Here is a 26,219-nt window from a genome sequence, read left to right as displayed (position 1 = left end):
CCCCGCCCAGGCCGTCAACAGCTTCCGGCGAGAAAACTTCACTTTTTCGCGCCAAAGCCGGCAAAACGACGGCAAGCCATTGTTTAGTAACCATCTTTTCCACACCGGGAAATTCGCCGCCCGCGGCACCGTGCCCCGCCCCACCAGACACCCGCCCGCCCCGTTGGCCAAGCCGGCCTACCAATGCAGAGCCCCCCGTGCCGCTGACGCGGCACGGGGGGCTTGAAGAAAGAGACCGAGACTAGTTTAGCGGCGGCGCCGTGGCGGACGCTCGCCTGCGGGTTTGGGGCTAGGTTTGGGCGCAGGCTTCTCCTGACTGCTGCCAACCGGTTCTCCCTGGGCCGGCTGCGCCGGCTTGCGAGTACGCGTCCGTGGTTTCTTCTCTTGGACTTCCTCGTCCTTGAACAGCACGAAGTCGATCTGCGTCGCGTCGAGGTCGACGCGCGCGACCTTCACGCGCATCTCGTCGCCCATCTGGTAGCGCATGCCGCTCTTCTCTCCGACGATGGCCTGCACTTCCTGCTTGTAATGGAAGTAGTCCTTGCCCAGTTCGGAGATATGGACAAGCCCTTCTACATACAGGTCGTCGAGCAATACGAACACGCCGAAACTGGTGACCGCGCTAATCTTGCCGTTGAACACCTCGCCGACCTTGTCGCGCATGTAATAGGTCTTGAGCCAGGACTCGACGTCGCGGCTGGCGTCGTCGGCGCGGCGCTCGGTCATTGAGCACTGCACACCCAGCTTCGCCCACTTGCCCGGCTTGTAGGTTTCGCCCTTCAGCACCGCCTTGATCGCACGGTGGACCAGGAGGTCGGGATAGCGGCGGATAGGCGAAGTGAAGTGAGTGTAGGCCTCGTACGCCAGGCCGAAGTGACCGACGTTGTCCGGGCTGTAGACCGCCTGCTGCATCGAGCGCAGCAGCATGGTCTGCACCAGTCCACCATCGGGCCGGCTGTCGAGCTGGTCGGCCAGTGCAGCGTAATCCTTGGTGCTCGGCTTGTCGTCGCCGCCTAGCGTGAGGCCGACGAGGCGGAGGTAACGACGCAGGTTCTCCAGCTTTTCCGGCGTCGGCCCCTCGTGGATGCGGTAGAGCGCCTTATGTTTGTGCTTTTGCAGGAACTCGGCCGAGCAAACGTTGGCCGCCAACATGCACTCTTCGATCAGGCGGTGGGCGTCGTTGCGCACCACCGGCACGATCTTCTCGATCTTGCCCGCCTCGTTGAACAGCATCTGCGTCTCGACGGTGTCGAAGTCGATCGCGCCGCGCACTTCGCGGGTCGAATGCAGCAGCTTGAACAGTTCATATAGCGTCTGGACGTTCGGCAACATCGGATGGTCGCTGCCGTTCTGCAGCCAGTCCCACACCTGGTTGTAGGTGAGGCGCGCCTTGGAGTGCATCACCGCCGGGTAGAACTTGTAGCTCTTGACCTGGCCTTTGCTGCCGATCTGCATGTCGCAGACCATGCACAGGCGTTCGACGTCGGGGTTCAGCGAGCAGATACCGTTGGACAGCTCTTCGGGCAGCATCGGGATCACGCGCCGGGGGAAGTACACCGAGTTGCCGCGCTCGAGCGCTTCGACGTCGAGCGCGTCACTCGGCTCGACGTAATGGCTGACGTCGGCGATTGCGACGACCAGGCGGAAGCCCTTACCCGATTTTTCGGCGTAGACCGCATCATCGAAGTCGCGCGCGGTTTCACCGTCGATGGTAACCAGCGACAGGTCGCGCAGGTCGACACGATCTTCGAGGTCTTTCTTGCGCACCTTCTGCGGGATCTTCTTGGCCAGCTTCTGCAGTTCTTCCGGGAACTGGTGCGGCAGGTCGTGCTTACGCAGCGCGATCTCGATCTCCATACCCGGGTCGGCGTAGTCGCCGACCACTTCGGTCACGCGACCGATCGCCGGCCTCCGGTCGCCCGGCTGCTCGACGATCTCGAGCATCACCACCTGGCCGTGCCTCGCCTCGCCCTCGCCGCCCGGCTCGATCAGGATGTCCTGGTTGATGCGGCGCTCTTCGGGCTTCGCGATCCAGACGCCGCGTTCCTGATAGATGCGCGCCACCAGTTTTTGCACCGCGCGCTCGAGCACCTCGACCACGCGGCCCTCGCGACGACCGCGGCGATCGGTGCCGGCCGCACGCACCATCACGGTATCGCCGTGCATCACCTTGTGCATTTCGCGCTCGGGCAGGAACAGGTCGCCGCCCTCGCCGTCATCCGGCATGGCGAAGCCGAAGCCGTCGCGGTGCCCGGAAACACGGCACTTGATCAATTCGGCCTTGGCCGCGACACAGATCGCGCCCCGGCGGTTGATGAGGATTTCACCGTCGCGCGCCATCGCGCCCAAGCGGCGCTCAAAGAAGCTCGTTTCCTGCGGCTGGATGTCGAGCAGCGCCGCCAGCTCGGCGGCATCGCTCGGAACGCCCTGCTCGGCGAGCAGGGACAGAATGTATTCACGACTCGGTAAGGGATTGTCGTATTTGGTTTTTTCCCGCTCGAGGAACGGGTCGCGTTCGCGCACGGAAAGTTCTTTTTGTTTTTTTTGCTTGGAAGCCATTGACAACCTCGGAAGGGGGTCTATAATGCACAACTCATTGGAGCTGCTGATTCAGCGAATCATACAGCAAACCAGTGCCCAGGTGGCGGAATTGGTAGACGCACTAGGTTCAGGTCCTAGCGGTGGCAACACTGTGGAAGTTCGAGTCTTCTCCTGGGCACCAAAGTTTCAAACGGGTTGGTTCATTTTAGCGAGCCCGAGCAGCACCGACAATTTAGAGTTTTATGCCCAGGTGGCGGAATTGGTAGACGCACTAGGTTCAGGTCCTAGCGGTGGCAACACTGTGGAAGTTCGAGTCTTCTCCTGGGCACCATCTTAAAAGCCGTTCTCTTTCGAGAACGGCTTTTTTCTTTTCTGCTTCCATATTGCCTGCCGAATCAACGAGGCTCGGCCAACCTTGCCCTGCCCGCTCGCTTTTTCGCCATCAAACATGAAAAAAGCCGCTTCCTTGCAGGAGCGGCTTTTTCGTTTCTGGCCGAAGGCTCGGCCAAGCTTAGGTCTTACAGACCGAACGGGTGGCGCATCACGATGGTTTCTTCGCGATCCGGGCCGGTAGAGATGATGTCGACCGGCGCTTCGCACACTTCCTCGATACGCTTGAGGTAGCCACGCGCGGCTTCCGGCAGCTCTTCATAGCGCTTCACGCCGGCCGTGGTCTCGGTCCAGCCCGGCAGCGTTTCGTAGACCGGTTCGCACTGGGCGACGGCTTCCGAACCGAACGGCAGGATGTCGACGGTTTCGCCGTTCAGCGTGTAGCCGACGCACAGCTTGATCTCATCCATGCCGTCCATCACGTCGAGCTTGGTCACGCACAGACCGGACACGCCGTTGATCTGGATCGAGCGCTTGAGCGCGGCGGCGTCGAACCAGCCGCAGCGGCGCGGACGACCGGTGACCGAACCGAACTCGTTGCCGCGCTTGGCGAGGAAGGCGCCGACGTCGTTTTCCTGCTCGGTCGGGAACGGGCCCGAGCCGACGCGCGTGGTGTAGCCCTTCACGATGCCGAGCACGTAGTTCAGCATCTGCGGCGCGACGCCGGCGCCCGGCGCGGCCGCGCCGGCCACGCAGTTGGACGAGGTGACGAACGGGTAGGTGCCGTGGTCGATGTCGAGCAGGGTGCCCTGTGCGCCTTCGAACAGCAGTTTTTCACCCTTCTTATTCATCTCGTACAGCGTGCGCGACACGTCGCCTACCATCGGCTTGATGCGCTCGGCCAACTGCATCGTCGTCTCGAGGATCTCTTCGAACTTCACCGCGTCGGCCTTGAAGTACTGCGTCAGCTGGAAGTTGTAAAAGTCGACGTTCTCCTTGAGCTTGGCGGCGAAGCGTTCGCGATCGAACAGGTCGATCACGCGCAGCGCGCGGCGAGCGACCTTGTCTTCGTAGGCAGGGCCGATGCCGCGACCGGTGGTGCCGATCTTGCCGGCGCCCTTGGCCGCTTCGCGCGCCTGGTCGAGCGCGACGTGGTACGGCAGGATCAGCGGGCAGGTCTCGGCGATCGTCAAGCGGTCGACGACGTTCACGCCGGCGGTTTCGAGCTCGTCGATTTCCTTCAGCAGCGCCTCGGGCGACAGCACGACGCCGTTGCCGATGAAGCAGGCGACGCCGTCGCGCAGGATGCCGGATGGGATCAGGCGCAGCACGGTCTTCTTGCCGTTGACCCACAGGGTATGGCCGGCGTTGTGGCCGCCTTGGAAGCGCACGACGCCCTTGGCGTGATCGGTGAGCCAGTCAACGATCTTGCCCTTACCTTCGTCACCCCACTGGGTTCCGATCACGACAACGTTCTTGGACATGGGAAAACAACCTCTTTACGTCAGATACCGGTTCAATGGAACGCGACCACCAGCCAGCCGGAATCGGCTGGAAGGAGCTCACGATCGCAATACAGGGCCTCGGCGGATTCGCCCAGGTAATCGATCAGCACGACTTCGCCGGCCGCGCGCAGCCGGGCGATTTCCTCCGCGGCCTGCGGCAGGTGCTGCGCGGCCACGCGGATGCCGCGCACGCTGTCGCGTTCGGGCAGGATACGGATCAGGTCGCGCAAGTCGAGCGAGAAGCCGGTCGCCGGCCGTGCGCGACCGAAGCGTTCGCCGACATTGTCGTAGCGACCGCCGCGCGCGAGCGCCTCGGACCAGCCCGGCGCGTACGCGGCGAACACGAGACCGGTGTGGTAGTCGTCGCCACGCAATTCGGCCAGGTCGAAACCGACTTCGGCCTGCCCCTTGAGCGCTTCGCCGAGCGCGGCGAGCTGATTCAGCGCCGCGTCGATCCCGGGCAGCGCCGGCAGCACGGCGCGTGCGCGTTCGAGCACGTCGACCGGGCCGTAGAGCTCGGTCAACGCAATCATCGCGCCGCGGTAAGGCTCGGCCAACGTTGCGGCCAGATCGTGCACCGCGCCGACGTCCTTGCCTTGCAGCGCGAGGAACAGCTCGCGCGTCGCGGCGTGCGACAGGCCTGCCGCCGTGGCGATCGCGCGGAAGATGCCGACATGGCCGAGGTCGAGCCGCAAACCCTGGACGCCGACCTGGGTCAGCGCCTCGAGCATCAGCGCGATGATCTCCTCGTCGGCCTCGATGCCGGCGTAGCCATACAGTTCGGCGCCGACCTGCAGCGGCTCGCGCGAGCTCATCAGGCCGGCCGGCAGCGCGTGCACCACGCTGCCGGCGTAGCACAGGCGGGTGACGCCCCGGCGGCCGGACAGCAGGTGCGCGTCGATGCGCGCTACCTGCGGCGTGATGTCGGCGCGCAGGCCGAGTTGGCGACCAGACAGCTGGTCGACCAGTTTGAAGGTTTTCAGATCGAGCGCGTCGTCGCCTTCGCTCAGCAGCGAGTCGACGTATTCGATCAGAGGCGGCGAGACGAGCTCGTAGCCGGCGCAGCGGAACAGGTCCAGCATCGCCGACTTGGCCGACTCCACCTGCCGCGCGGTGGCGGGCAGGATGTCGGCGATATGTTCGGGTAACAGCCAGTTACGCATGGCGTGTCGGGTTTCTTTCACATGAAACAGGCGGGGAAGGTCCCCGCCTGTGTTGGGCCCGGCCTCCGTGAAGGTTGGCCGAGCGTAAGGTCGTATTGTACTTGGCTCTACGGCTATTTGCTCTTTTGGGCGCCCTGCGGGTTCTGGAAGTAGCGGAAGAATTCCGAATTCGGCTCCAGCACCAGCACGTCGCCCTTGTCCTTGAACGACTGCTTGTACGCCTCCATGCTGCGCCAGAACGCGTAGAACTCGGGGTTCTTGCCCAGCGCCTCGGCGTAGATCGCCGCCGCCCTGGCATCGCCCTCGCCCTTGACCCGCTGTGCGTCGCGGTAGGCCTCGGCCAACGTCACCTCGCGCTGACGGTCGGCGTCGGCACGGATGCGCTCGGCTTCGGCCGATCCCTCGCTGCGCAGCTGGTTGGCGACGGTACGGCGTTCGGACTGCATGCGATCGTAGACCGAAGTGCTGATTTTATCCGGAAAATCGACTCGCTTTAAGCGCACATCCAAAATTTGCACGCCGATCTTGCGCGCGTCGGCGTCGGCGCGGCGCTTGACCACCTCCATCACCTGCTCGCGCTGACCGGAAATCACGTCGGCGACGGTCTTCTTGCCGAACTCGGCGCGCAAGCCATCATTGATCGTCTGCTTGAGGCGCGATACGGCCGCGGCCTCGTTGCCGCCGACGCTCTTGTAGAACTGCTCGACGTCGACCACGCGCCATTTCACGAAGCTGTCGACCAGCACGTTCTTCTTCTCGCGCGTGTTGAACAGCTCGGGCGTCTCCGCGTCTATGGTCTGGATGCGGCGGTCGAAGAAGCGCACGTTCTGCACCAGCGGGATCTTGAACTGGATGCCCGGCTCCTTGAGCACGCGTATCACCTCGCCGAACTGGAACACCACCGCGTACTGGCGCTGATCGACGGTGAACAGCGACAGGCTAAGCAGCAAGAGCGCGAGGACGGCGCCGACGGCGATGGGAATCAGCTTGTCCATCTCAGCGCCCTCCCAGTTCACGGCCGCGCGTGACTTCGCGCCCGGAGCGAGCTTCGCCCGCGTTCGCGGCCTCCGGCCCGGTCTTTTCCGCCGGCGGCACTGCCGGGCCCGCACCCGGCAGCGAAACGCCGGGCTTGCTCACGTCGAGCAACTGGTTGAGCGGCAGGTAGAGGATGTTGCCGCTGCCCTTCTTCTGGTCGACGACGATCTTGCTGGTATTGCTCAAAACCTGCTGCATCATTTCGAAGTAGAGTCGGTTGCGCGTGACGACGGGCGCTTTGTTGTATTCAGGCAACACTTGACGGAAGCGCGCGGCGTCGCCCTCGGCGGTCGCGACCACTCTCTGGCGGTAGCCGTCGGCCTCGGCCGTCAGGCGCGCCGCCAGGCCCTTGGCCTTGGGAATCACCTCGTTCGCGTAGGCCAGGCCTTCGTTCCTGAGCTTGTCCTTGTCCTGGCCCGCCTTGATCGCGTCGTCGAACGCCGCCTGCACCGGCGCCGGCGGCTGCACGTCGTTGATGTTGACCTTGGCGATGCGCACGCCGAGGCCGTAACGGTCGAGGATGAGCTGCATCGCGCGCTGCGTGTCGACGGCGATCTGCCCGCGGCCCTCGTTCAGCACGAAGTCGACGTTGTTCTTGCCGACCACCTCGCGGATCGCCGTCTCGCCGGCCTGCTTGACGATGTCCTTGGCGTCGCTGTCGGCCGCCAGATTGTTGAACAGGAAGGCGCGCGCGTCCTTCACGTCGTATTGCGCCGACAGCTGCACGTCGATGATGTTCTGGTCCTCGGTCAGCATCAGCGACTCTTCCGGCACGCGGTTCTGCGCGCTGCCGCGGTAGCCGATCTCGACGCTGCGCACTTCGGTCAGGGTGACGATCTCGGCGCGCTCGAAAGGATACGGGAAGTGCCACTGCAGGCCGGCGTCGGTCATCCGGTCGAAGCTGCCCATGCGCAGCACGACGCCCTGCTCGCGCGCATCGACGACGTAAAAGCCGCTCACCAGCCACAGCGCGAGCGCCACGCCGCCGGCGGCCAGCAGGCTGCCCTTGAGCGCGAGAGCGGGCGCGGGCTCGGGCGCATCGCCCCCGCCTTGCGGCGGTTTGGCGCCCAGGAGGCGGGCCAGCCTCTGGTTGAGCCGGCGGAACAGCTCGTCGAGGTCGGGCGGGCCGTCGCGCCGGCCCCGGTTCGGGTCATGCTGTGACATCATTTTCCTGTTCGTCGTTTCCGGATTCGTACGGCTCGCCGGTCACGCGTTCGGCCAAGGCCGCGCGCAACAGGTCGAGCCCTTCGCCCGTCAGGGCAGACACTCTGACCGCGGACAACTGCCCCAGTTCATCGCGTTCTAGCGCCGGCGGCAGCCCCTTGATGTCGGTCTTGTTCCAGACGATCAGCTGCGGGATCGCGTCGGCGTCGATCTCGGCCAACACCTTGTTGACCTCCTCGATCTGCTTGTCGCGCGCCGGGTTGGCCGAGTCGACCACATGCAGGAGCAGGTCGGCCTCTATCGTTTCCTCGAGCGTCGCACGGAACGCGGCGACCAGCGTGTGCGGCAGGTCGCGGATGAAGCCGACGGTGTCGGACACCACCAGCGACACGTTCTCGTTCAGATAGAGCCGGCGGCTGGTGGTATCGAGCGTGGCGAACAGCTGGTCGGCCGCGTAGGCGCGCGCCTTGGTCAGGCCGTTGAACAGCGTCGACTTGCCGGCGTTGGTGTAGCCGACGATGGATACCGAGAACACGCCGGCGCGCTCGCGGCCGCGGCGCTGCGTCTTGCGCTGCTTCTGCACCGACATGAGCCGGTCTTTCAAGAGCTTGACGCGCTTGCCGAGCAGCCGGCGGTCGGTCTCGAGCTGCGTTTCGCCCGGGCCGCGCAGGCCGATACCGCCTTTTTGGCGCTCGAGGTGGGTCCAGCCGCGCACCAGGCGCGTCGCCAGGTGGTTGAGCTGTGCGAGTTCGACCTGCAGCTTGCCTTCGTGGCTGCGCGCACGCTGCGCGAAGATGTCGAGGATCAGGCTGACGCGGTCGACGACGCGGCATTGGATCGCGCGCTCGAGGTTGCGCTCCTGGCCGGGCGCCAGGTTGTGGTTGAAGATCACCACGTTGGCCGAGTGCATTCTGACCAGCGCGGCGATCTCTTCGACCTTACCCTTGCCGGCGAACAGGGCCGCGTCGGGGCGGCTGCGCTTGGCCTCGATGACGTCGAGCACTTCGACGCCCGAACTCTTCACCAGGTCGACGCACTCGGCGACGCTGTCGGAAAAGTCGGGGTCGCCGAAGTCGAGGCAGACCAGGACGGCTTTATCGCCGATATCGGGACGGTCAAACAACGTGTTTCTCTCTCTCCGGCAAAAAACGAAAGGCTGGCCGCCCGGCACGAGGCGCGGACGGGCCAGCCCGAAAACAGACGGCGCAGATCAGCCTTCCTGCGTTTCCTGCTTTTGGCCGTTGCTATGCTCGTGCTGGATGCTGACCGGACGGGCCGGCACCACGGTCGAGATCGCGTGCTTGTACACCATCTGGGTGACGGTATTCTTCAGCAGCACCACGTACTGGTCGAAAGACTCGATCTGGCCCTGCAGCTTGATACCGTTCACCAGATAGATCGACACCGGAACGTGTTCCTTGCGCAGCGTGTTGAGGAACGGGTCTTGTAACATTTGCCCTTTGGAGCTCATGGGTGATTCTCCGAATCGTTGATTTGTTGTAATGGGTAAGACTGCAGGTTCATTTCGGCCGATAAGGCTATTTGTAGCAGAAAAAAACCCAACGTACTATTTCTTGCCCGTCTTAGCCTTGCCGAAACGTGTTTTCTCGCGCGGCTCGCGGCCGCGCAGCGAATGACGCGGCATCGCTTTCGCGCCGGCACGGACCTTGGGGTTGGCCGAGGCTGCCTTATCGGCGAACGGGTTCTCGGTCGACTTGTATTGCACCCTCAGCGGCGTCCCTTGCAGTTTGAACGCTTTGCGGAAGGTATGTTCCAGGTAGCGCGTATAACTGTCGGGGACATTCCCGAGCGCGTTGCCGTGGATCACGATGATGGGCGGGTTCATGCCGCCCTGGTGCGCGTAGCGCATCTTCGGGCGGATGAGGCCGGCACGCGGCGGTTGCTGGCGCTCGAGCGCCACTTCCAGCACGCGCGTCAGCTTCGGTGTCGCCAGCTTGGCCATCGCCGCCGAGTACGCCTCGTCGATCGACTTGAACAGGTCGCCCACGCCCTTGCCCTGCAGCGCAGAGATATAGTGGAACTTCGCAAATTCAAGGAAGCCGAGCTTGCGCGCGATCTCGCGTTTGATGTTGTCCTTGCGCTCGGTGTCGAGGTTATCCCACTTGTTGACCGCGATCACCAGCGCGCGGCCCGCCTCGAGCGCGAAGCCGGCGATGGTCGCGTCCTGCTCGGAAATGTCGAGCTGCGCGTCGAGCACCAGCACTGCCACGTTGGCGTCTTCGATCGCCTTGATGGTCTTGATCACCGAGAACTTCTCGATTGCCTCGTTGACCTTGCCGCGGCGGCGCACGCCGGCGGTGTCGATGATGGTATACGGCTTGTTCTCGCGTTCGAAGTCGATATAGATGCTGTCGCGCGTCGTGCCGGCCTCATCGAACGCGATCACGCGTTCTTCGCCGAGCACGGCGTTCACCAGCGTCGACTTGCCGACGTTCGGACGACCGATCACGGCGAACTTCGGGTGCTTGACGTTTTCTTCGTCAACCGCCTCGGGGAATGGTTCGAGCACCATGTCCATCAGGTCGCGCACGCCGTCGCCGTGGGCGGCCGAGATCACCAGCGGATCGCCGAGGCCGAGCTCGTAGAACTCAGCCGCGACGATCGCGCGGTTCATCCCTTCGGCCTTGTTGACCGCGAGGAACACCGGGCGACTGGTTTGACGCAGCCGGTTGGCGATGATCTTGTCCTGCGGCGTCAGGCCGTTGCGGCCGTCGACCAGGAACACGATCGCGTCGGCCTCGTCGACCGCCTGCAGCGTCTGCTTGGCCATCTCGAACAGGATGCCTTCGTCGACCACCGGTTCGAAACCGCCGGTGTCGACCACCAGGTACGGCTTCTCGCCGACCCGTCCGATGCCGTAGTGGCGGTCGCGGGTCAGGCCCGGCAGGTCCGCCACCAGCGCGTCGCGCGAGCGGGTCAGCCGGTTGAAAAGGGTCGATTTGCCCACGTTGGGCCGCCCGACCAGGGCTACGGTAGCTTTCATTACTGCAAGATCATCCCAAAGTGATACGGGCGACGCGGCCGTTGCGGCTGAGCAGCAACACACCGTCCGGCAGCGTGATCAGTTCGACCGCGCTGACGAAGTCGCCCTTGATGCGGCCGGCAAGACGCCCGTCGTCGCTCGACAAGAGGTGCAAATAGCCCTCCCCGTCGGCGACCAGAATATAGCGACCGAGGCGCGCCGGGCCCGACACGTCGCGGTACTTGAGGCCGGTCTGCAACCAGAGGTTGCGGCCGGTGCTGCGATCGTAGGCCTGCACCGAGCCATCGTCGGCGGTCACGTACAGATTGCGTTCGTCGAGCGTCAGACCGCGCGTCGACGACAGTTCGCGCGCCCACTGCAAGCTGCCGCTGCGGGCGTCGAGGCAGCCGACGCGGCCCTGGTAGGCGACCGCGCACACCTGGCCGTTGTCGAACACCGGACGGGTGACGACGTCGGTGATGCGCTCGATCTCGGTCGCGCCGCGCGGAGCGGCGAGCGCCGATTCCCACAGCACATCGCCGGTCGCCGGGCGCAGCACGGCGACGCGCCCCGCCGCCTGGCCGACCAGCAGCGCCTCGTTGCCCACCAGCTGCATCGAGCCGGTGTTGCGCAACAAGAGTTGCGGCAAGGTGCGCGCGCTCGACCACAGCTGGCGGCCGTCCTTGACGTCGAAGCCGGTGATGCGGCCATCGTTGGTACGTGCGATCACGACGTCGCCGGCGACCAGCGGCGCTTCGGGCGCCACGCTGGTCAGCGGCGCGTGCCAGCGTTCCTTGCCGCTTACGCGTTCGAGCGCGAGCAGTTCACCGTTGGCCGAGCCGACGAACACGGTGTCCTCGTTGGCCGAGAGACCGCCCGAGAAGCCGCGCTTGACGTTCCATTCGCGCACGCGTTGGCCGCTGGAGGCTTCCCACTCGTGGAAGGCGCCGTCCTGCGACGCGGCCAGCACATTGCCGCCCTGGTAATAGGGCATGAAGCCGCCGCCTTCGACGTCGCCGGCCTTTTCCGACCAGGCGATCGACAGCTTCTGGCCGGCTTCGAGCTTGGCAAGCGGCGTCGGCGGGTTGGCCGAGCTGCCTTCGAACCAGCTGGCGCAACCGGTGAGCACGGTGGCGGCGATCAGTGCCGCGGCGATCGCGGTCGGGCGCAGGGGGGTAAGACGCATGGTCAGCCTCCGAGGGCGTCGAGTTTGGTCTGGATGAACTGGCGGTTCGGCGATTCGCCGGCGAGCTTGGCCAGCGCCGCCTTGTACGCATCGCGCGCCGACTTGGCGTCGCCACGGGCGACGTAGACGTCGCCCTTCAGGTCGAGGAACAGCGCGTCGAAGCTCGTCGGATGCTCCTGGTTCAGTTCGGCGATCGCCGCGTCGAAGCGCTTCTCGTCGAGCTGCACCGCCGCCAGACGCAGATGCGCGAGCGCCTTCAGCGCTGCCTCGTCGCTGTGCTGGGTCACCCAGGTCAACTGTTGCTTGGCGTAGGCCAGGTCACCCTTGTCGAACGCGGCGCGCGCCGCGAGGAAGGCCGCACGGCTCGCGTAGGCGCTGCCCGGGTAGGCCTCGGCCAACTTGGCCTGCACGCCCTTCACCGCGGCGAGATCGCCCTTGGCGAGCGACGCTTCCACCTGCGAGAACACCGCGGCGGCGGCGCTCGACTGCTGCTTCTCGTAGTACTGCCAGCCCTGGTAGCCGGCGTAGGCGAGCGCGAGGCCGGCGACGGCGCCGGCGATCCACTTGCCCCAGCGCGACCAGAACGCCTTGAGCGCGTCGAGCTGTTCCTGTTCTTGCAAATCGAAGGCCATGTCTTTTTCCCCCTTAGGCTTTGAGACGACCGACCGCGGCGGCCGCTTCGGCAAACGGTACCGTCACCTGTTCGGCGGCGCCGCGCAGCGGCTTGACGACGGCTTGGCCGGCCGCGATCTCATTCTCGCCGACGATCACCGCGCACAAGGCGCCGCCGGCGTCGGCTTTTTTCATCTGCGACTTGAAGCTCGCCTCGCCGCAGTGCTGCACGACGGACAGGCCGGCCGCGCGCAAGGCGCCGGCCAACAACAGCGCGTAGCGCGGCGCGCCCTCGCCCTGCTGCACGAGATACACGTCCGGGCCGGCCGACTCGGGCAAGAGGCCCTTGTCCTGCAACAGCAGCATCAGCCGCTCGACACCCATCGCGAGGCCGACCGCCGGCGCGGCCTTGCCGCCCAGCTCCTCAATCAGCCCGTCGTAGCGCCCGCCGGCGCACACCGTGCCCTGCGCGCCGAGCTCGGTGGTCACCCACTCGAACACGGTCAGGTTGTAGTAGTCGAGGCCGCGCACCAGGCGCGGGTTCTCTTCGTAGGCGATGCCGACCGCGGCTAGCATCGCCTTCCAGTCCCGATAGTGCGCAAGCGATTCTTCACCGAGGAAGTCGATCAGGCGCGGCGCGCCTTCGCACATTTCCTGCAGCGCCGGGTTCTTGGTGTCGAGCACGCGCAGCGGGTTGGTGTAGAGGCGGCGCTTGCCGTCCTCGTCGAGGATGTCGTGGAAGCCCTCGAGATACTTGATCAGCTCGGCGCGGTGCAGCGCGCGCTCTTCCTTGTTGCCCAGCGTGTTGATCTGCAGCTTCACACTTTCCGACAGGCCGAGGCGGCGCCACAGGTCGGCGGTCATCACGATCAGCTCGGCGTCGACATCCGGGCCGGCGAAGCCGAGCGCCTCGATGCCGATCTGGTGGAACTGGCGGTAGCGCCCCTTCTGCGGGCGCTCGTGCCGGAACATCGGGCCCGAGTACCACAGGCGCTGCGTCGCGTTGTACAGCAGGTTGTGCTCGATCACCGCGCGCAGGCAGGCGGCCGTGCCTTCCGGGCGCATCGTCAGGCTGTCGCCGTTGAGTGCGTCGGTGAAGGTGTACATCTCCTTCTCGACGATGTCGGTCGCCTCGCCGATCGAACGCACGAACAGGCGCGTGTCTTCGACGATCGGCGTGCGGATGTTCTGATAGCCGTAGTCGGCGAGCAGCTGCCTGACCACCGACTCGAGGTATTCCCACTGCTGCGATTCACCGGGCAGGATGTCGTTCATGCCGCGGATGGCCTGGATTTTCTGCGCCATGTTGCTTTCTTGGTCGGGTTCTTCTGGATTCGTAAACGTTGGCCGAGCCTACAGCGGCTTGATCGGAATCGTGCGGTTCGTGCTGTCGCGGCGCTTGGCGCCGCCTTCGCCGTAGCGGGTGAGCACGTAGTCATCGATCAGCGCCAGGAACGCCTCGGTGATGCGCTCGCCCTTGAGCGTGACCGTCTTCTCGCCGTCGACGTAGACCGGCGCGACCGGCACCTCGCCGGTGCCCGGCAAGGAGATGCCTATGTCGGCGAGCTTCGACTCGCCCGGGCCGTTCACCACGCAGCCCATCACCGCGACATTCATCTCTTCGACGCCCGGGTATTGCAGGCGCCACACCGGCATCTGCGCCCTCAGATAGCTCTGGATGCCGTCGGCCAGTTCCTGGAAGAAGGTGCTGGTGGTGCGGCCGCAACCGGGACAGGCGGTGACGAGCGGCGTGAAACTGCGCAGGCCCATCGTCTGCAGGATCTCCTGCGCGACCACGACTTCCTTGGTGCGCGACTCGCCCGGCTGCGGCGTCAGCGACACGCGGATGGTGTCGCCGATGCCTTCCTGCAGCAGCACCGACAGCGCCGCGGTCGACGCGACGATGCCCTTCGAGCCCATGCCGGCCTCGGTCAGCCCCAGATGCAGCGGGAAGTCGCAACGCCCGGCCAGGTCGCGGTAGACCTTGATCAGGTCCTGCACGTGGCTGACCTTGCACGACAGGATGATCTTGTCGGCGGAAAGTCCCAGCTCGATTGCCTTCTCGGCGTTCTCGAGCGCCGACACGATCAGCGCCTCGCGCATCACCGCGTCGGGTGCCAGAGGCTTGGCCGAGCGCGCGTTGGCGTCCATCATGCGCGCGGCGAGCGCCTGATCGAGCGAGCCCCAGTTCACGCCGATGCGCACCGGTTTGTCGTGCTCGACCGCCTGGCGGATCATGAACGCGAACTTGTCGTCGCCCTTCGCGCCACGGCCGACGTTGCCCGGGTTGATCCGGTACTTGGCGAGCGCGCGCGCGGCGGACGGGTAGTCGCGCAGCAGGCGTTCGCCGTTGAAATGGAAGTCGCCGACCAAGGGCACGTTGCAGCCGAGGTCGTCGAGGCGCTGACGGATTTCCGCCACCCGCGCCGCCGCCTCCGGGCTGTTGACGGTGATGCGCACCACCTCGGAGCCGGCGTCGGCCAGCTCCTTCACCTGTGCGGCGGTGCCCGCCGCGTCGGCGGTGTCGGTATTGGTCATCGACTGCACCACCACCGGCACGTCGGAGCCCATCGGCACGTGGCCGACCTTCACCGTGCGGGAAGGTCGGCGCGCAATCGAAGCACTATCCATATCAGACATCAATTCAGTTCAAGCTTCGCGGTGGTGCCGCGGGTTTTGCCGGCCAGCGGAACCGGCTGGCCCTGGTAGTAGAGCTGCACCTGCGGCGCGTTGCCGATGCGCACCTTCAACGGCGGCTTGCCGCTCACCGTCTTCTCGGTGCCGGCCTGCAAGGTTTCGTAGACCAGCCGCTTGCCGGTGGCGTCCTGCACCGAGACCCAGGTCTCGCCGCTCGCCACCAGCCGCACGCTGCCTTCGGCCGCCGCCGGCGCGCTGGCAACCGGTTTCGCGGGCGTTGCAGGAGTGGCGGCGACGACCGGGGCCGGCTGAACCGCCGCCGCCGCCGGCGCCGAAGCGGCCGCGGCCGGCGCACTCGCCGCAGCGACCGGTGCTTCGGTCATCATCGGCGCCAGCTCTTCACCTGCCGGGGCAGGCGCTTCGACGGGCTCGCTGCGGCCGAACCACAGCACCAGCGCCGCGGCGACCGCGACGGCCGCGCCGGCGAACAGCCAGCCCTTCTTGCCGGGCGTATCGGCATCGTCCGACTCGGCCAACCTTGCCGACTCGACGCCCTCGTGGCGCGCGAGGTTGGGCACTTCGTTGACGTTGGACGGGAAGTGCGCGTCCAGCGCGTGCATCAGCGGTTCGGCGTCGACCTCGAGGTAGCGCGCGTAGTTGCGCACGAAGCCGCGCACGAAGGTCGCGCCGGGCAAGGCTTCGAAACGGTCGGCCTCGATCGCCTCGAGCTGCTTGAGCGACAGCTTCAGGCGATCGGCCACTTCGCCAAGCGACAGACCGCGCGACTCGCGCGCGGCCTTCAGGCGGGCGCCGACCGATTCGGCCGCGCCGGCGTTGGGGAATTCTGCGGGTTGCTCCATGCACTCAGCTTCCGGTTAGCAATTGCTGGGTTTCCTTGGAATCGGGAAAACGGCTGCGCAGCTGGCTACTCATCTGTCCCTCGAGCGTACGATTGCCGGTCAGGCGCGCCACCTTCAGCCCGAGCATCAGGTCGTCGGCCGACGCCGGCGGGGCCACCTTACTCAGGCGGCCGAAATAAAAGCCGGCGAGCTTCGCGTTGTCCTGCATCAGCTGCAGCCTCGTCATCTCGCGCAGCGCCAGCGGGAAGCTCGGCTGCTGGCTCAGCGCGGCCAACAGCTCGTCGTTCGCCTCGCCACGTTGGCCGAGCCTCGAAAGACAGACGCCGAGGTTGGCGTGCGCGGTCTGCGGGCTGTCGTAGAGCGGGTCGGCCAGCGCCTTGCGGAAGTACGGCAAGGCGGCTCCCGCCCGGCCGTTCTCGCACAGGAACCAGCCGTAGTTGTTGTTCGCCTCGGGACTCGCCGGCTCGATCGCCAGCGCCTTCTTCATACTGGCTTCGGCGTCGGCGCCCTGCCCAAGCAACTGGTGGATATAGCCCTTGATCAGGTGGCCCGACATATAGCCCGGCGCCGTCTGCACCGCCACATTGGCGGACTCCAGCGCGGCGCGCAGGTTCCCTTCCTTCAGGTAGCCGACCGCCAACTGCGTGCGCAGCTCGGCGATCTCGGCCGGCGGCGCGGGCTCGGCCGACGCCAGCGGCGCGGCAGCGGCCAGCAGCGCACCGAGCAGGAAGGCGGTCAGGCCTTGTCGCCAGCCTCGGCGATCTGCATCCACTTGGCGCTGCGACGCGTCTTGTCCATCACCTGGCCGGCCAGCTGGCCACAGGCCGCGTCGATGTCGTCCCCGCGCGTCTTGCGAACCGTCACGACGAAGCCCGCCTGCTGCAATTTCTCGCGGAAGGCGTGGATCGCGTTGTTGCTCGAGCGCTGATACCCCGAGTTCGGGAAGGGGTTGAACGGAATCAGGTTGAACTTGCACGGCACATCCTTGACGAGCTCAATCAGCTGGCGTGCATGTTCCGGTCTGTCGTTGACGCCGTCAAGCATCACATACTCGAAGGTGATGAAATCGCGCGGCGCCTTTTCCAGGTAGCGCTGGCACGCGGCCATCAGCTCTTTCAACGGGTATTTCTTGTTGATCGGCACGATCACGTCGCGGATCGCGTCGTTCGGCGCGTGCAGCGACACCGCCAGCGCGACCGGGCATTCCTCGCGCAGCCGGTCCATCTGCGGCACGAGGCCCGAGGTCGACAGCGTCACGCGGCGGCGACTCAGACCGTAGGCGTGGTCGTCGAGCATGATGTTGAGCGCGCTGACGACGTTGTCGAAGTTGGCGAGCGGTTCGCCCATGCCCATCATCACCACGTTGGAAATCACGCGTTCGTTCTTCGGCGTCACGCCCATCGCCTTGTTCGCCCACCACAGCTGACCGATGATCTCGGCGGTCGTCAGGTTGCGGTTGAAACCCTGGCGGCCGGTGGAACAGAAGGTGCATTCCAGCGCACAGCCGACCTGGGATGACACGCACAAGGTGCCGCGTTCGTTCTCGGGGATGAACACGGTCTCGACACCGTTGCCGGTGCCGACGTCGAGCAGCCACTTGCGAGTGCCATCACTGCTGGCCTGCCCGGTCATCAGCGCCGGCACCAGCACCTCGGCCGACTCGGCGAGCTTGGCGCGCAAGCTTTTCGCGATATCGGTCATGGCGTCGAAGTCGGATTCGCCCATCTGATGCATCCAGCGCATGATCTGCTTGGCGCGGAAGGGCTTCTCCCCCATCGCGGCGAAGTGTTCGGTCAGTTGCGCAAGGTTGAAGTCGAGCAGGTTGGTCTTCATGATGGTCTTCCAGACGGGCGGGGCAAGGCGCCCCGCCCGGTACAGCAGAGCTTACCGATTACGACTTAGCGAGCGCAGATTTCGTTGGCGTCGAAGAAGTAGGCGATTTCGATCGCGGCGTTCTCGAGGCTGTCCGAACCGTGCACGGCGTTGGCGTCGATCGAGTCGGCGAAGTCGGCGCGGATGGTGCCGGCTTCGGCTTTCTTCGGATCGGTCGCACCCATCAGGTCGCGGTTTTTCAGGACGGCGTTTTCGCCTTCCAGCGCCTGGATGATCACCGGACCGGAGATCATGAAGCCGACCAGATCGTTGAAGAACGGGCGCTCCTTGTGCACGGCGTAGAAGCCTTCGGCTTCGGCGCGCGACAGTTGCTTCATTTTGGCGGCGACGATTTTCAGACCGTTGGATTCGAAACGGTCGTAGATCTTGCCGATCACGTTCTTGGCGACGGCGTCCGGTTTGATGATGGACAGGGTACGTTCGATTGCCATAAAAATTCTCCCAATGACCAAGACAAATGGCTAAACTGGTTCGAGTTTAGCTAGGGTACGGGTGACCCGAATTCGAGGAACCCGCTATTTTATCAGTCTTTTTTCTTCCACGCTGCAAAGTTTGAGCGAGCCGATGAGCGACCCGCACCGCGACCCCGATACGCCCGACAACGACGACGCCCACAAACGCAAGGTCACCCGGCGGGTGATGCTGGCCGGCGGCCTGGTGGTGGCCGCCGTCGCCGGCGTCGTGCTGGTCAGCCAGTTTTCGCCGAGCCGGGTGAAGATGACGGCGCAGACGCAGGAGCCGAGTTCCGGGCGCATCGTGCAGAAAAGCGCGTCGGCGCCCGAGGCCCTCGCCCCCGAGACGTCGGCGCCACAGGCCGAGGCGAGCACGCCGGCCGCCGAACCGGGCTTGCCGCCGTCGCCGGCGACCGAGATCACGCCGGGCGTCGCCGCGGCGCGCGGTGGCGAAAGCAAGCGCCCGACTTCGCCGGCGCCAAGCGGCGGCGCCGGCCCGCGTGCGATCGCACCGACGCCAGCGCCGGCCCCCACGGCGGCACCGCCTGCCCAAGCCCCCACGCCTGCGCCGCCGGTCAAACCGGCCCCCGCCAAGGCCTTCCGCCCCGAGCCCCCTCCTCCGGCCGCCGCTACGCCCGCCCAGACCGTGGGCGGGCCGCCGGCGCCGGCGGCACGCCAGGCCGGCAGCTCGGTCGGCTACAACGTGCAGCTCGGCTTGTTCAGCAGCCTAGAGAATGCGCAGCGCCTGCTGACGGAACTCAAGGCGAAGGGCGTCGAGGCCAAGACTGAGACGCGCGTCTTCGTCGGCCCCTTCCGCACCCGCGCCGAAGCCGAGGAGGCGATCGCCGCGCTCAAAGAGATCGGCGCGCAACCGCTGCTGGTTCCCGCCGGCCGGTAGTCGCCCCCGGAACGACAAAACCCCGTGTCCACGACACGGGGTTTTTTGTTTTGGCCGGCCACGGCAGCGCGTCTTTACTACTCGGCGACCTGCCCGGCCGGTGTCAGCAAGAAGGGATCGACCAGGTGCGGCAACGCCAGGTAACTCGTCGACTGCATCTCGGTCAGCCGGCTCGCGGTGCGGAAGAATTCGCTCGCCTGTACGCCCTCGGTGTAGATCGCATCGGGCTCGGCCGCGCTCGTGGCGGCGAATTTCACACGATGGTCGTAGAACACGTCGACCAGCCAGGAGAAGCGGCGCGCTTCGGCCGCATGGCGCGCCGACAGTTTCGGGATGCCCGACACCAGCACCGTGTGGAAGCTCTTGGCGATCTCGATATAGTCGGTCTGCGCGCGCGGGCCGCCGCAGATCGCGTCGAAGTCGAACCAGGCGACGCCCGGCGCGATCCTTTTCACGGGGATCGCGCGGCCGAGTATTTCGATCGTCCTCACCGTCCTCTCGCTGCCGGAGGCGAGGCGCTCGAACAGGTCGGCCAGGCTCGCCTCGGCCGTGTCGTCGGCCGGCGTCAGGAACAAGGGCTCTTTCGACAGTTCGCGCAGCCGGTAGTCGTTGCCGCCGTCGACGTTGTGTACCGCAAGCTCGCGCTCGAGCATCGCGATCGCCGGCAAAAAGCTGTCGCGATGCAGGCCGTTCGGATAGAGCTGGTCGGGCGGGTAGTTTGAAGTCATCACGAACACGACGCCCTGCTGGAACAGCGCTTCGAGCAGACGCGCGAGGATCATCGCGTCGGCGATGTCGCTGACGTGGAATTCGTCGAAGCACAAGAGCCGCGTCGTCTTCGCGATGCGCGCGGCGAGCGCCTTGAGCGGGTCAGCCTCGCCTGCCAGCGCCTTCAGCTGCTTGTGCACCTCGGCCATGAACACGTGAAAATGCACGCGGCGCTTGCGGCGGTAGGGCACGCAGGCGAAGAAGGCGTCCATCAGGAAGCTCTTGCCGCGCCCGACGCCGCCCCAGAAGTAGAGACCGCGCGGCACTTCGGGCGACAGCAGGCTGCGGCCGAGGAAGCGGTTGCGCTTCTTCTTGAATTCGACCAGCGCGTGCCACAGCACGTCGAGCGCGTCGATCGCCGCCGCCTGAGCCGCGTCCTCGATGAAGCCTTCGCGGCCCCTGACCGACTCGTACCAAGCCTTCGGGGAAATCATGCCGTCGCTGACGGGCGGGGAGAATGCATACTGGACCATGGCGCGCCTTACGGAACGGGAATGCCGGCGATTGTAGCCCGAGCGCCGTCATGACCGGAACCGCTGCACTGCAACAATCGCCGGCGGCCGGGCGTCGAGAACGAAAAAGCTCGGCCAACCTCGGAAAGGGTTGGCCGAGCTTTTATAAAGGGTGAATCAGGCGAACAGGCCGGTCGACAGGTAGCGGTCGCCGCGGTCGCAGACGATGGACACGATCACCGCGTTCTCGACCTCGCGCGACAGCTTCAGCGCCGCGGCAAGCGCGCCGCCCGACGACGGGCCAGCGAGGATGCCCTCCTCGCGCGCCATCAGCCGCGCCATCTCCTCGGCCTCGATCTGGCTGACGTAGATCATGCGGTCGATGCGCGAGAAGTCGCAGATCTTCGGCAGGTATTCGTCTTCCCACTTGCGGATGCCGGGGATCTGCGCGCCCGTTTCGGGCTGCACGCCGACGATCTGGATCGCCGGGTTCTGCTCCTTCAGGTAGCGGCTCACGCCCATGATGGTGCCGGTGGTGCCCATGCTCGACACGAAGTGGGTCACCTTGCCGGCGGTTTCGTCCCAGATCTCGGGGCCGGTCGCCTCGTAGTGCGCGAGCGGGTTGTCCGGGTTGGCGAACTGGTCGAGGATGACGCCGACGCCGTCGGCCTCGAGCCGGCGTGCCTCGTCGATCGAACCGGGCATAGACGCGGAGGCCGGCGTCAGCACCACCTCGGCGCCGTAGGCGCGCATGCTCTGGACGCGCTCGGCGCTGGAGTTCTCCGGCATCACCAGGATCAACTTGTAGCCCATCATCGCCGCCGCCATCGCCAGCGCGATGCCGGTGTTGCCGCTGGTCGGCTCGATCAGCGTGTCGCCGGGACGGATCTGTCCGCGCGCCTCGGCGTGGCGGATCATCGACAGCGCCGGACGGTCCTTCACCGAGCCGGCCGGGTTGTTGCCTTCGAGCTTCACCAGCACGACGTTGCTGCTGTTGCCGGGCAGGCGCTTGAGCCTGACGAGCGGGGTGCGGCCGACGAAATCTTCCAGATGCTTGAACGCGGGCAGGGTCATGCTTTCCTCCGAGTGAGCCGGCCATTATAAGGCAAGCGCGCGCGTCGCTTGCCGAGGACCGGTTCTATGTTTATTCCAGAATCGGCGTTTGAGCCGGCGCCCGCTGCCTTGCTTCAAGCAGCGCTCGTCAGAGCGTTTTTAGCCATTCGCTGACCGGGCTTGAAGCCGGTTCACTTCCACGGTGATGTGCACCAGTTCCCCATGGATACCGAGCTGATCTTTGAAGTAAGCAGGTGAGGCGTCTTGCTCGGTGGCAAGGCTCAGGATGCAGGCAAACTTGCCTTTCCCGACCCGCCACACATGCAGGTCACAAATATGCGCCTTCACCGCACTCTCGGCGATCACTTCTCGGACTTCCTCGACGACGGGGTTGTCCATCTCTGCATCAAGCAGGACTCGTCCGCATTGACGCAGTAAGCCGTAAGCCCAGACCGCTACCACCCCGGCACCTGCCATCCCCATGACAGGATCTAGCCAGCTGGCACTCCAGTACTTGCCCCCCAGAAGCGCGACAATCGCCAGCACCGACGTAGCGGCATCGGCAACGACATGGATGTAAGCCGAACGGAGGTTCAGGTCGTGGTGATGACGGCGCTCATGCCCGTGGCGATGCTCATGGGAGTGGCCGTGGCCATCCCAGCAGCCAGGCGCAGGCGACGTTGACCAGCAGCCCCACGAAGGCAATCACGATCGCTTGGTCGTAGTGGATCGGGCTTGGATGGATAATGCGATCGACCGATTCGTACAGCATCAGGCCAGCGATCAGCACCAGGAAGATGGCGCTGGTGACCCCCCAGGATTTCGATCTTCCATGTCCCGAATGAAAACCGGTGGTCGCTCGCGAGCCGTCGGGCTGCCACCTAGGCCAGTACGGACAAGCCCAGTGCCAGGGCATGCGAACTCATGTGCCAGCCGTCGGCGAGCAGTGCCATCGAGTTGAAGGACCAGCCACCGGCGATTTCCACCATCATCATGATGGAGGTCAAAAGGACGGCGCGTTTGGTATTCTTCTCCGCCAATGGGTTGCCCTCGTCGAAAACATGCCAGTAGTCATTGATCGGCCAGAGTGGAAAGTTGCGGTGATGATTTCGATGGCCGCCGGGTGAGCGCCGCAAATAGCCTGGAACGGGGTGACGCTATACGGTCAGCCCGTTCGGCCGGCAGGATTTCTCCCGGGTCGCGGTTCGCTGACTTCAACGCCGCATGCAAAAAAAGCCCCGCAGACGCGGGGCTGTGGCTTTAACGTTGGCCGAGCTCAGAAGTGGAAGCGCGTCGACAGGCTCAGCGTGCGCGGTGCGCCCGGCATGTTGTAGTCGTCGGCTGCGCCGTGCGCCGACACGTAGTACTTCACGTCGGCGACGTTCTTCAGCATCAGGTTGGCCTCGAAACGCTTGCCCTGGTAGATCAGGCCGATATCGCCGACGGTGTAGGCCGGCAGACGCACTATGTTGCTGGTGCTGCTGGCGAAGCGCTCGTCGACGTAGCGCACGCCGGCGGTGCCGTAGAAGTCGTTGCCGAGCGACTGCTTGAGCCAGACGTTGGCGGTGTGGCGCGGCGCGAGCGACGGGCGCTTGCCGTCGAGGCTCTTGCCGTCGCTGTCGCGGGCTTCCTTGATCACCGCGTCGAGGTAGGCGTAGCCGGCGCTCGCCTCGAGGCCCGGCAGCACCTGGCCGGCGAGCGACAGCTCGACGCCGCGGCTCTGCTGTCTGCCGATCGGGACGAAGCGGTTCGTGGGGTCGGTCGGGTCACCCGACAGCATGTTCTTTTTCTCGATCTGGAACAGCGCCAGCGTCGCGCTCGCCTTGCCGTCGAGGAGGTCCGACTTGGCGCCGACCTCGAAACCGTCGGTCTGCTCGGGCTTCAGGTCGTCGCTGTTGCGCTTGAACGTGAAGCTGTCGGCGAGCGGCTGGAACGAGCGGCTTGCCGAAGCGTACAGCGACGTCGACGGCGTGACTTCGTAGACCACCCCGGCGCGCGGGCTCCACACGTTGTCGGTTCGATCGAGGTCGACGTTGGCCGAGGTCAGGTCGTCGCGCTTCTGGCGGATACGGTCGAAGCGCAGGCCGGCCAGGAATTTCCAGCGGCCGGCGGAGATCAGGTCCTGCAGGTAGAGGGCGGCGATGTCGACTTTGTTGGCGTTGTTGATGTCCGGATTGGCGCCGGACGGCGGCGCGCCGAGCGAGACGAGCCGCGGGTTGAACAGGTCGTAGGTCGTCAGGCTCGACGCCGCGCGACGCCACTGGATCTCGGCCTTGTCTTGCTTGCCGACTTCGAGGCCGGCCAAGAGCTCGTGGCGCGCCCCCAGCGCGTTGAAGCCGTGGGTCAGTTCGGTCTGGCTGAACCAGCCGCTCTCGTCGCGCAGGCGGCGGGTATGGCGGACGGTGACTTTCTTGGCGGGCTCGTTCACCACGTTGGTGGTGTAGTTGCGCGCGAGGTCGAACTCGTAGTGGCGCACGAGCTGCTTGAAGCGGGTGTCGGCCGAGAACTCGTGCTCGAGCGTGGCGGTCTGGCTCTTCACGTCGGTGTCGACATAGGTCTCGTCCTTGCCGTTGGCCGAGCCGTAGTAGGTCTCGATGGGCACGTCGACCGGGGCGCCAAGGTAGCGCGGCACGCCCTGGTCGGCCAGACGCCGGTCGTGCAGGTAGTCGGCCTGCAGCAAGAGTTTCGTGCGCTCGGACAGGTTGAGCATCAACGACGGCGCGACCGCCTCGCGGTCGATGAAGCTCTGCTTGCGGAAGCCCTCGCTGTCCTCGTAGGCACCGGTGACGCGGAACTGCGCACTCTCGCCCGCTACGCCGAGGTCGATCTCGGCGCGCTTCTGGCCGAACTCATCAAACTGGAAACCCAGCGTCTGCACCGGGTCCAGCGTCGGCTTCTTGGTCACGCGGTTAATCAGGCCGCCGGCCGAGCCGCGCCCGTACAGCACCGACGCCGGGCCCTTCAGCACCTCGATGTGTTCTACGTTGGACAGGTCGCGGAAGTACAGCGAGTCGTCGCGCACGCCGTCGACGAACTGGTCGGTGATCGCGGAAAAGCCGCGGATGGTGATCTGGTCGCGCTGGCCGTCGCCGACGCTCTGGCCGATGCCGACCACGTTGGCGAGCGCGTCCTGGAACGAGGTCGCGTTCTGGTCGCGGATCAAGGCCTGGTTGACGACGTTCACCGTCTGCGGCACGTCCTTCAACTCCATCGGGATGCGCGTCGCGGCGCGGCTGACCGGCGCCTTGTAGCTGCCGGCGGCCTGGCCGACGACCTGGATTTCCGGCAGCTCGGCCTCTTCGGCGTGGACATAAAGCGGCATCAGGGCAAGGCCCACGCAAACGGCTTCTACCATCGGTTTCAAACGGGTTCTCATCGGTTGTGGACTCTTTTTATGGGTGAAAAGCTGGCCGGGCCGGCCGCCTCCTGCACTGAATGGGTCGGCACGGCTTTTCAACGGCCCGGCGATGGGGCAGAATTAAACAATAATAATTCCCGTTTGCAAATAGATTTTTTCACCATGATGGCCCCCCGTTCAAATTCACACCGTTTCCCCTGCCCCAAGCCCGGAGTACGCGATGAAGACGCTTAAGCCCGCCGCGTTGTGGCTGCACCGCCGGCTCGGGCTCTATTTGTCGCTGTTCATGCTGATCCTCGGCCTCAGCGGCGCGCTGCTGGTGTTCAAGCCCGAGATCGTGAGCGCCACCGTGGACAAGACCGCCGCCGCGCCGCCCGACTACCAGGCGCTGGTCGAGACCGCCAGGTCGCGCTATCAGAACACCGACGTCACGCTGCGTTTTGCCGCCGAGCCGGGCGAGCCGGTGCGCGCCTACACGCGCGTGCAAGGCGAAAGGCGGGTGATGACGCTCGATCCGGTCAGCGGCGCGGTGATCGACGACGCCGGCTCGGCCGACGTCTTCTTCCTGTGGCTGCGCGTGCTGCACGAATCGCTGCTGATGGGCGACTCCGGCGAGACGCTGATCGGCATCGTCGGCGTCGGGCTGCTGCTTTGCGCGCTGAGCGGCCTCGTTTTCTGGTGGCCCAAGCGCTTCAGGGGCGCGCTGCGACTGCACCCGGATACCGGCTCGCTGCCGTGGCACAAGAGCGTGCACCGCGCAGCCGGCGCGCTCGCGGCTATATTTCTCGTCGCGGCGGCGCTGTCCGGCGCTCTGCTGACTTTCTCCAAGCCGGTGCAAGGCTGGGTCAACCGCGTCGCCGGCACGCCCGACGCTCCCAAGCTCAAGGTCGCGCCGGGTGCGCCGCTGCCGGTGGCCGAGCTCGTCGCTCGCGCTGACGGCGCGCTGCCGGGCGGGCGGCTCGTCGACATCCGCGTGCCGGTCAAGGCCGACGAGCCGTGGCAGTTCCGCAAGAAGCTCCCCGGTGAAATCCACCCGAACGGGCTCAGCTTCGTCTTCGTCGACGCGGCGACCGGCCACGTGCTGCGGAGCCAGCCGATAGACAAGGCGCCGGCCGGGCGGCGGCTGATGCAGTGGGTCTACCCGCTGCACACCGGCGAACTCGGCGGCCCGCTGCTGCGCGTGTTCGTGTTGCTGGCGGGGCTCGCCGGCGTTTATCTCGGCGCGACCGGGCTGTGGATGTGGTGGGCGCGCCGGCAACGGCGCCTCGCGCGCCAGGCGGTGCCTGCGTAAAAAAACGGCCCGCATTCGCGGGCCGTTTTTTTGAAATA

The 26,219-nt window shown here is 65.6% G+C and carries 24 protein-coding genes and 2 tRNA genes; 4 read left to right on the top strand and 22 right to left on the bottom strand.

The features are described from left to right. Positions 1-246: 246 nt before the first annotated feature. Positions 247-2,559 (bottom strand): ribonuclease R, encoded by a 2,313-nt coding sequence (gene rnr, locus DWG20_RS09945; protein ID WP_115433671.1) that lies wholly within the window; start codon positions 2,557-2,559, stop codon positions 247-249. Positions 2,560-2,635: 76 nt separating this feature from the next. Here rnr and DWG20_RS09940 point away from each other — a divergent pair. Continuing rightward, positions 2,636-2,722 (top strand) — tRNA-Leu (locus DWG20_RS09940). A 63-nt stretch (positions 2,723-2,785) separates the two neighbouring features. Beyond that, positions 2,786-2,872: transfer RNA gene (locus tag DWG20_RS09935), tRNA-Leu, on the top strand. A 187-nt stretch (positions 2,873-3,059) separates the two neighbouring features. On the opposite strand, the gene DWG20_RS09930 is transcribed toward DWG20_RS09935, so the two are convergent. From DWG20_RS09930 to ndk, 15 genes are all read right to left on the bottom strand, one after another. After that, complete coding sequence (locus DWG20_RS09930) at positions 3,060-4,355, bottom strand: adenylosuccinate synthase (RefSeq protein ID WP_115433670.1); 1,296 nt, start codon at positions 4,353-4,355, stop codon at positions 3,060-3,062. Between the two features lie 32 nt (positions 4,356-4,387). Beyond that, positions 4,388-5,539 (bottom strand): ATP phosphoribosyltransferase regulatory subunit, encoded by a 1,152-nt coding sequence (locus tag DWG20_RS09925; protein WP_115433669.1) that lies wholly within the window; start codon positions 5,537-5,539, stop codon positions 4,388-4,390. Positions 5,540-5,652: 113 nt separating this feature from the next. Then, positions 5,653-6,534: a protease modulator HflC gene (hflC, locus tag DWG20_RS09920; protein ID WP_115433668.1), complete on the bottom strand. Its 882-nt coding sequence runs from the start codon at positions 6,532-6,534 to the stop codon at positions 5,653-5,655. A gap of 1 nt (position 6,535) precedes the next feature. Next, positions 6,536-7,741 carry an FtsH protease activity modulator HflK gene (hflK, locus tag DWG20_RS09915; protein ID WP_245944698.1) on the bottom strand — a complete coding sequence of 402 codons (1,206 nt, stop codon included), beginning with the start codon at positions 7,739-7,741 and terminating at the stop codon, positions 6,536-6,538. Then, positions 7,725-8,861: a ribosome rescue GTPase HflX gene (gene hflX, locus DWG20_RS09910; RefSeq protein WP_115433666.1), complete on the bottom strand. Its 1,137-nt coding sequence runs from the start codon at positions 8,859-8,861 to the stop codon at positions 7,725-7,727. Before hflX ends, hflK begins: the two co-directional genes overlap by 17 nt. 87 nt (positions 8,862-8,948) lie before the next feature. After that, entirely contained in the window at positions 8,949-9,209 is a 261-nt protein-coding gene (gene hfq, locus DWG20_RS09905) for an RNA chaperone Hfq (protein ID WP_115433665.1), read from the bottom strand. A 96-nt stretch (positions 9,210-9,305) separates the two neighbouring features. Beyond that, positions 9,306-10,742, bottom strand: a complete 1,437-nt coding sequence (der, locus tag DWG20_RS09900) for a ribosome biogenesis GTPase Der (protein WP_115433664.1) — start codon at positions 10,740-10,742, stop codon at positions 9,306-9,308. A gap of 10 nt (positions 10,743-10,752) precedes the next feature. Next, positions 10,753-11,907, bottom strand: coding sequence for an outer membrane protein assembly factor BamB (bamB, locus tag DWG20_RS09895; RefSeq protein ID WP_245944697.1), 1,155 nt, complete (start codon positions 11,905-11,907; stop codon positions 10,753-10,755). 2 nt (positions 11,908-11,909) lie between these two features. Further along, positions 11,910-12,539: a YfgM family protein gene (locus tag DWG20_RS09890; RefSeq protein WP_115433663.1), complete on the bottom strand. Its 630-nt coding sequence runs from the start codon at positions 12,537-12,539 to the stop codon at positions 11,910-11,912. A 13-nt stretch (positions 12,540-12,552) separates the two neighbouring features. After that, positions 12,553-13,824 (bottom strand): histidine--tRNA ligase, encoded by a 1,272-nt coding sequence (hisS, locus tag DWG20_RS09885; protein WP_115433662.1) that lies wholly within the window; start codon positions 13,822-13,824, stop codon positions 12,553-12,555. 48 nt (positions 13,825-13,872) lie between these two features. After that, positions 13,873-15,150 carry a flavodoxin-dependent (E)-4-hydroxy-3-methylbut-2-enyl-diphosphate synthase gene (ispG, locus tag DWG20_RS09880; protein ID WP_115433661.1) on the bottom strand — a complete coding sequence of 426 codons (1,278 nt, stop codon included), beginning with the start codon at positions 15,148-15,150 and terminating at the stop codon, positions 13,873-13,875. An 8-nt stretch (positions 15,151-15,158) separates the two neighbouring features. Then, positions 15,159-16,016, bottom strand: a complete 858-nt coding sequence (locus tag DWG20_RS09875; RefSeq protein WP_115433660.1) for a helix-turn-helix domain-containing protein — start codon at positions 16,014-16,016, stop codon at positions 15,159-15,161. A 4-nt stretch (positions 16,017-16,020) separates the two neighbouring features. Next, entirely contained in the window at positions 16,021-16,788 is a 768-nt protein-coding gene (pilW, locus tag DWG20_RS09870; RefSeq protein ID WP_245944696.1) for a type IV pilus biogenesis/stability protein PilW, read from the bottom strand. After that, the gene (gene rlmN / locus DWG20_RS09865; protein ID WP_115433659.1) at positions 16,752-17,849 is read right to left on the bottom strand and encodes a dual-specificity RNA methyltransferase RlmN; all 1,098 of its coding nucleotides are present in this window, start codon (positions 17,847-17,849) and stop codon (positions 16,752-16,754) included. Before rlmN ends, pilW begins: the two co-directional genes overlap by 37 nt. Positions 17,850-17,914: 65 nt before the next feature. After that, positions 17,915-18,340, bottom strand: coding sequence for a nucleoside-diphosphate kinase (gene ndk / locus DWG20_RS09860; RefSeq protein WP_115433658.1), 426 nt, complete (start codon positions 18,338-18,340; stop codon positions 17,915-17,917). A gap of 133 nt (positions 18,341-18,473) precedes the next feature. On the opposite strand from ndk, the gene DWG20_RS09855 reads away from it, so the two are divergent. Then, positions 18,474-19,259: an SPOR domain-containing protein gene (locus DWG20_RS09855; RefSeq protein ID WP_115433657.1), complete on the top strand. Its 786-nt coding sequence runs from the start codon at positions 18,474-18,476 to the stop codon at positions 19,257-19,259. Positions 19,260-19,336: 77 nt separating this feature from the next. Here the strand turns inward: DWG20_RS09855 and zapE are convergent, their stop codons facing one another. The 6 genes from zapE to DWG20_RS09835 all read right to left on the bottom strand — a co-directional run bounded on the left by zapE (position 19,337) and on the right by DWG20_RS09835 (position 24,869). Further along, positions 19,337-20,461, bottom strand: coding sequence for a cell division protein ZapE (zapE, locus tag DWG20_RS09850; protein ID WP_245944695.1), 1,125 nt, complete (start codon positions 20,459-20,461; stop codon positions 19,337-19,339). Between the two features lie 195 nt (positions 20,462-20,656). Then, positions 20,657-21,553 carry a cysteine synthase CysM gene (gene cysM / locus DWG20_RS09845; protein ID WP_115433656.1) on the bottom strand — a complete coding sequence of 299 codons (897 nt, stop codon included), beginning with the start codon at positions 21,551-21,553 and terminating at the stop codon, positions 20,657-20,659. A gap of 138 nt (positions 21,554-21,691) precedes the next feature. Beyond that, the gene (locus tag DWG20_RS09840) at positions 21,692-22,237 is read right to left on the bottom strand and encodes a cation efflux transmembrane domain-containing protein (RefSeq protein ID WP_281269910.1); all 546 of its coding nucleotides are present in this window, start codon (positions 22,235-22,237) and stop codon (positions 21,692-21,694) included. Next, on the bottom strand, positions 22,167-22,448 hold the full coding sequence (locus DWG20_RS16590) for a cation efflux transmembrane domain-containing protein (RefSeq protein ID WP_281269909.1): 282 nt from the start codon (positions 22,446-22,448) through the stop codon (positions 22,167-22,169). Before DWG20_RS16590 ends, DWG20_RS09840 begins: the two co-directional genes overlap by 71 nt. After that, on the bottom strand, positions 22,414-22,668 hold the full coding sequence (locus tag DWG20_RS16585; RefSeq protein WP_281269908.1) for a cation efflux transmembrane domain-containing protein: 255 nt from the start codon (positions 22,666-22,668) through the stop codon (positions 22,414-22,416). The genes DWG20_RS16590 and DWG20_RS16585 overlap by 35 nt, the downstream gene beginning before the upstream one ends. 140 nt (positions 22,669-22,808) lie before the next feature. After that, a complete protein-coding gene (locus DWG20_RS09835; protein ID WP_181880889.1) occupies positions 22,809-24,869 on the bottom strand; it encodes a TonB-dependent receptor in 2,061 nt (686 codons plus the stop codon). A 241-nt stretch (positions 24,870-25,110) separates the two neighbouring features. Between DWG20_RS09835 and DWG20_RS09830 the strand changes: the two genes are divergently transcribed. After that, positions 25,111-26,181, top strand: coding sequence for a PepSY-associated TM helix domain-containing protein (locus tag DWG20_RS09830; protein WP_115433654.1), 1,071 nt, complete (start codon positions 25,111-25,113; stop codon positions 26,179-26,181). The last annotated feature ends 38 nt before the right edge of the window (positions 26,182-26,219 follow it).

This window comes from Crenobacter cavernae (assembly GCF_003355495.1).
GTDB lineage: Bacteria > Pseudomonadota > Gammaproteobacteria > Burkholderiales > Chromobacteriaceae > Crenobacter > Crenobacter cavernae.
Note: the sequence above shows the minus strand (reverse complement) of the source record. Positions and strands in the feature narration are given on the sequence as shown.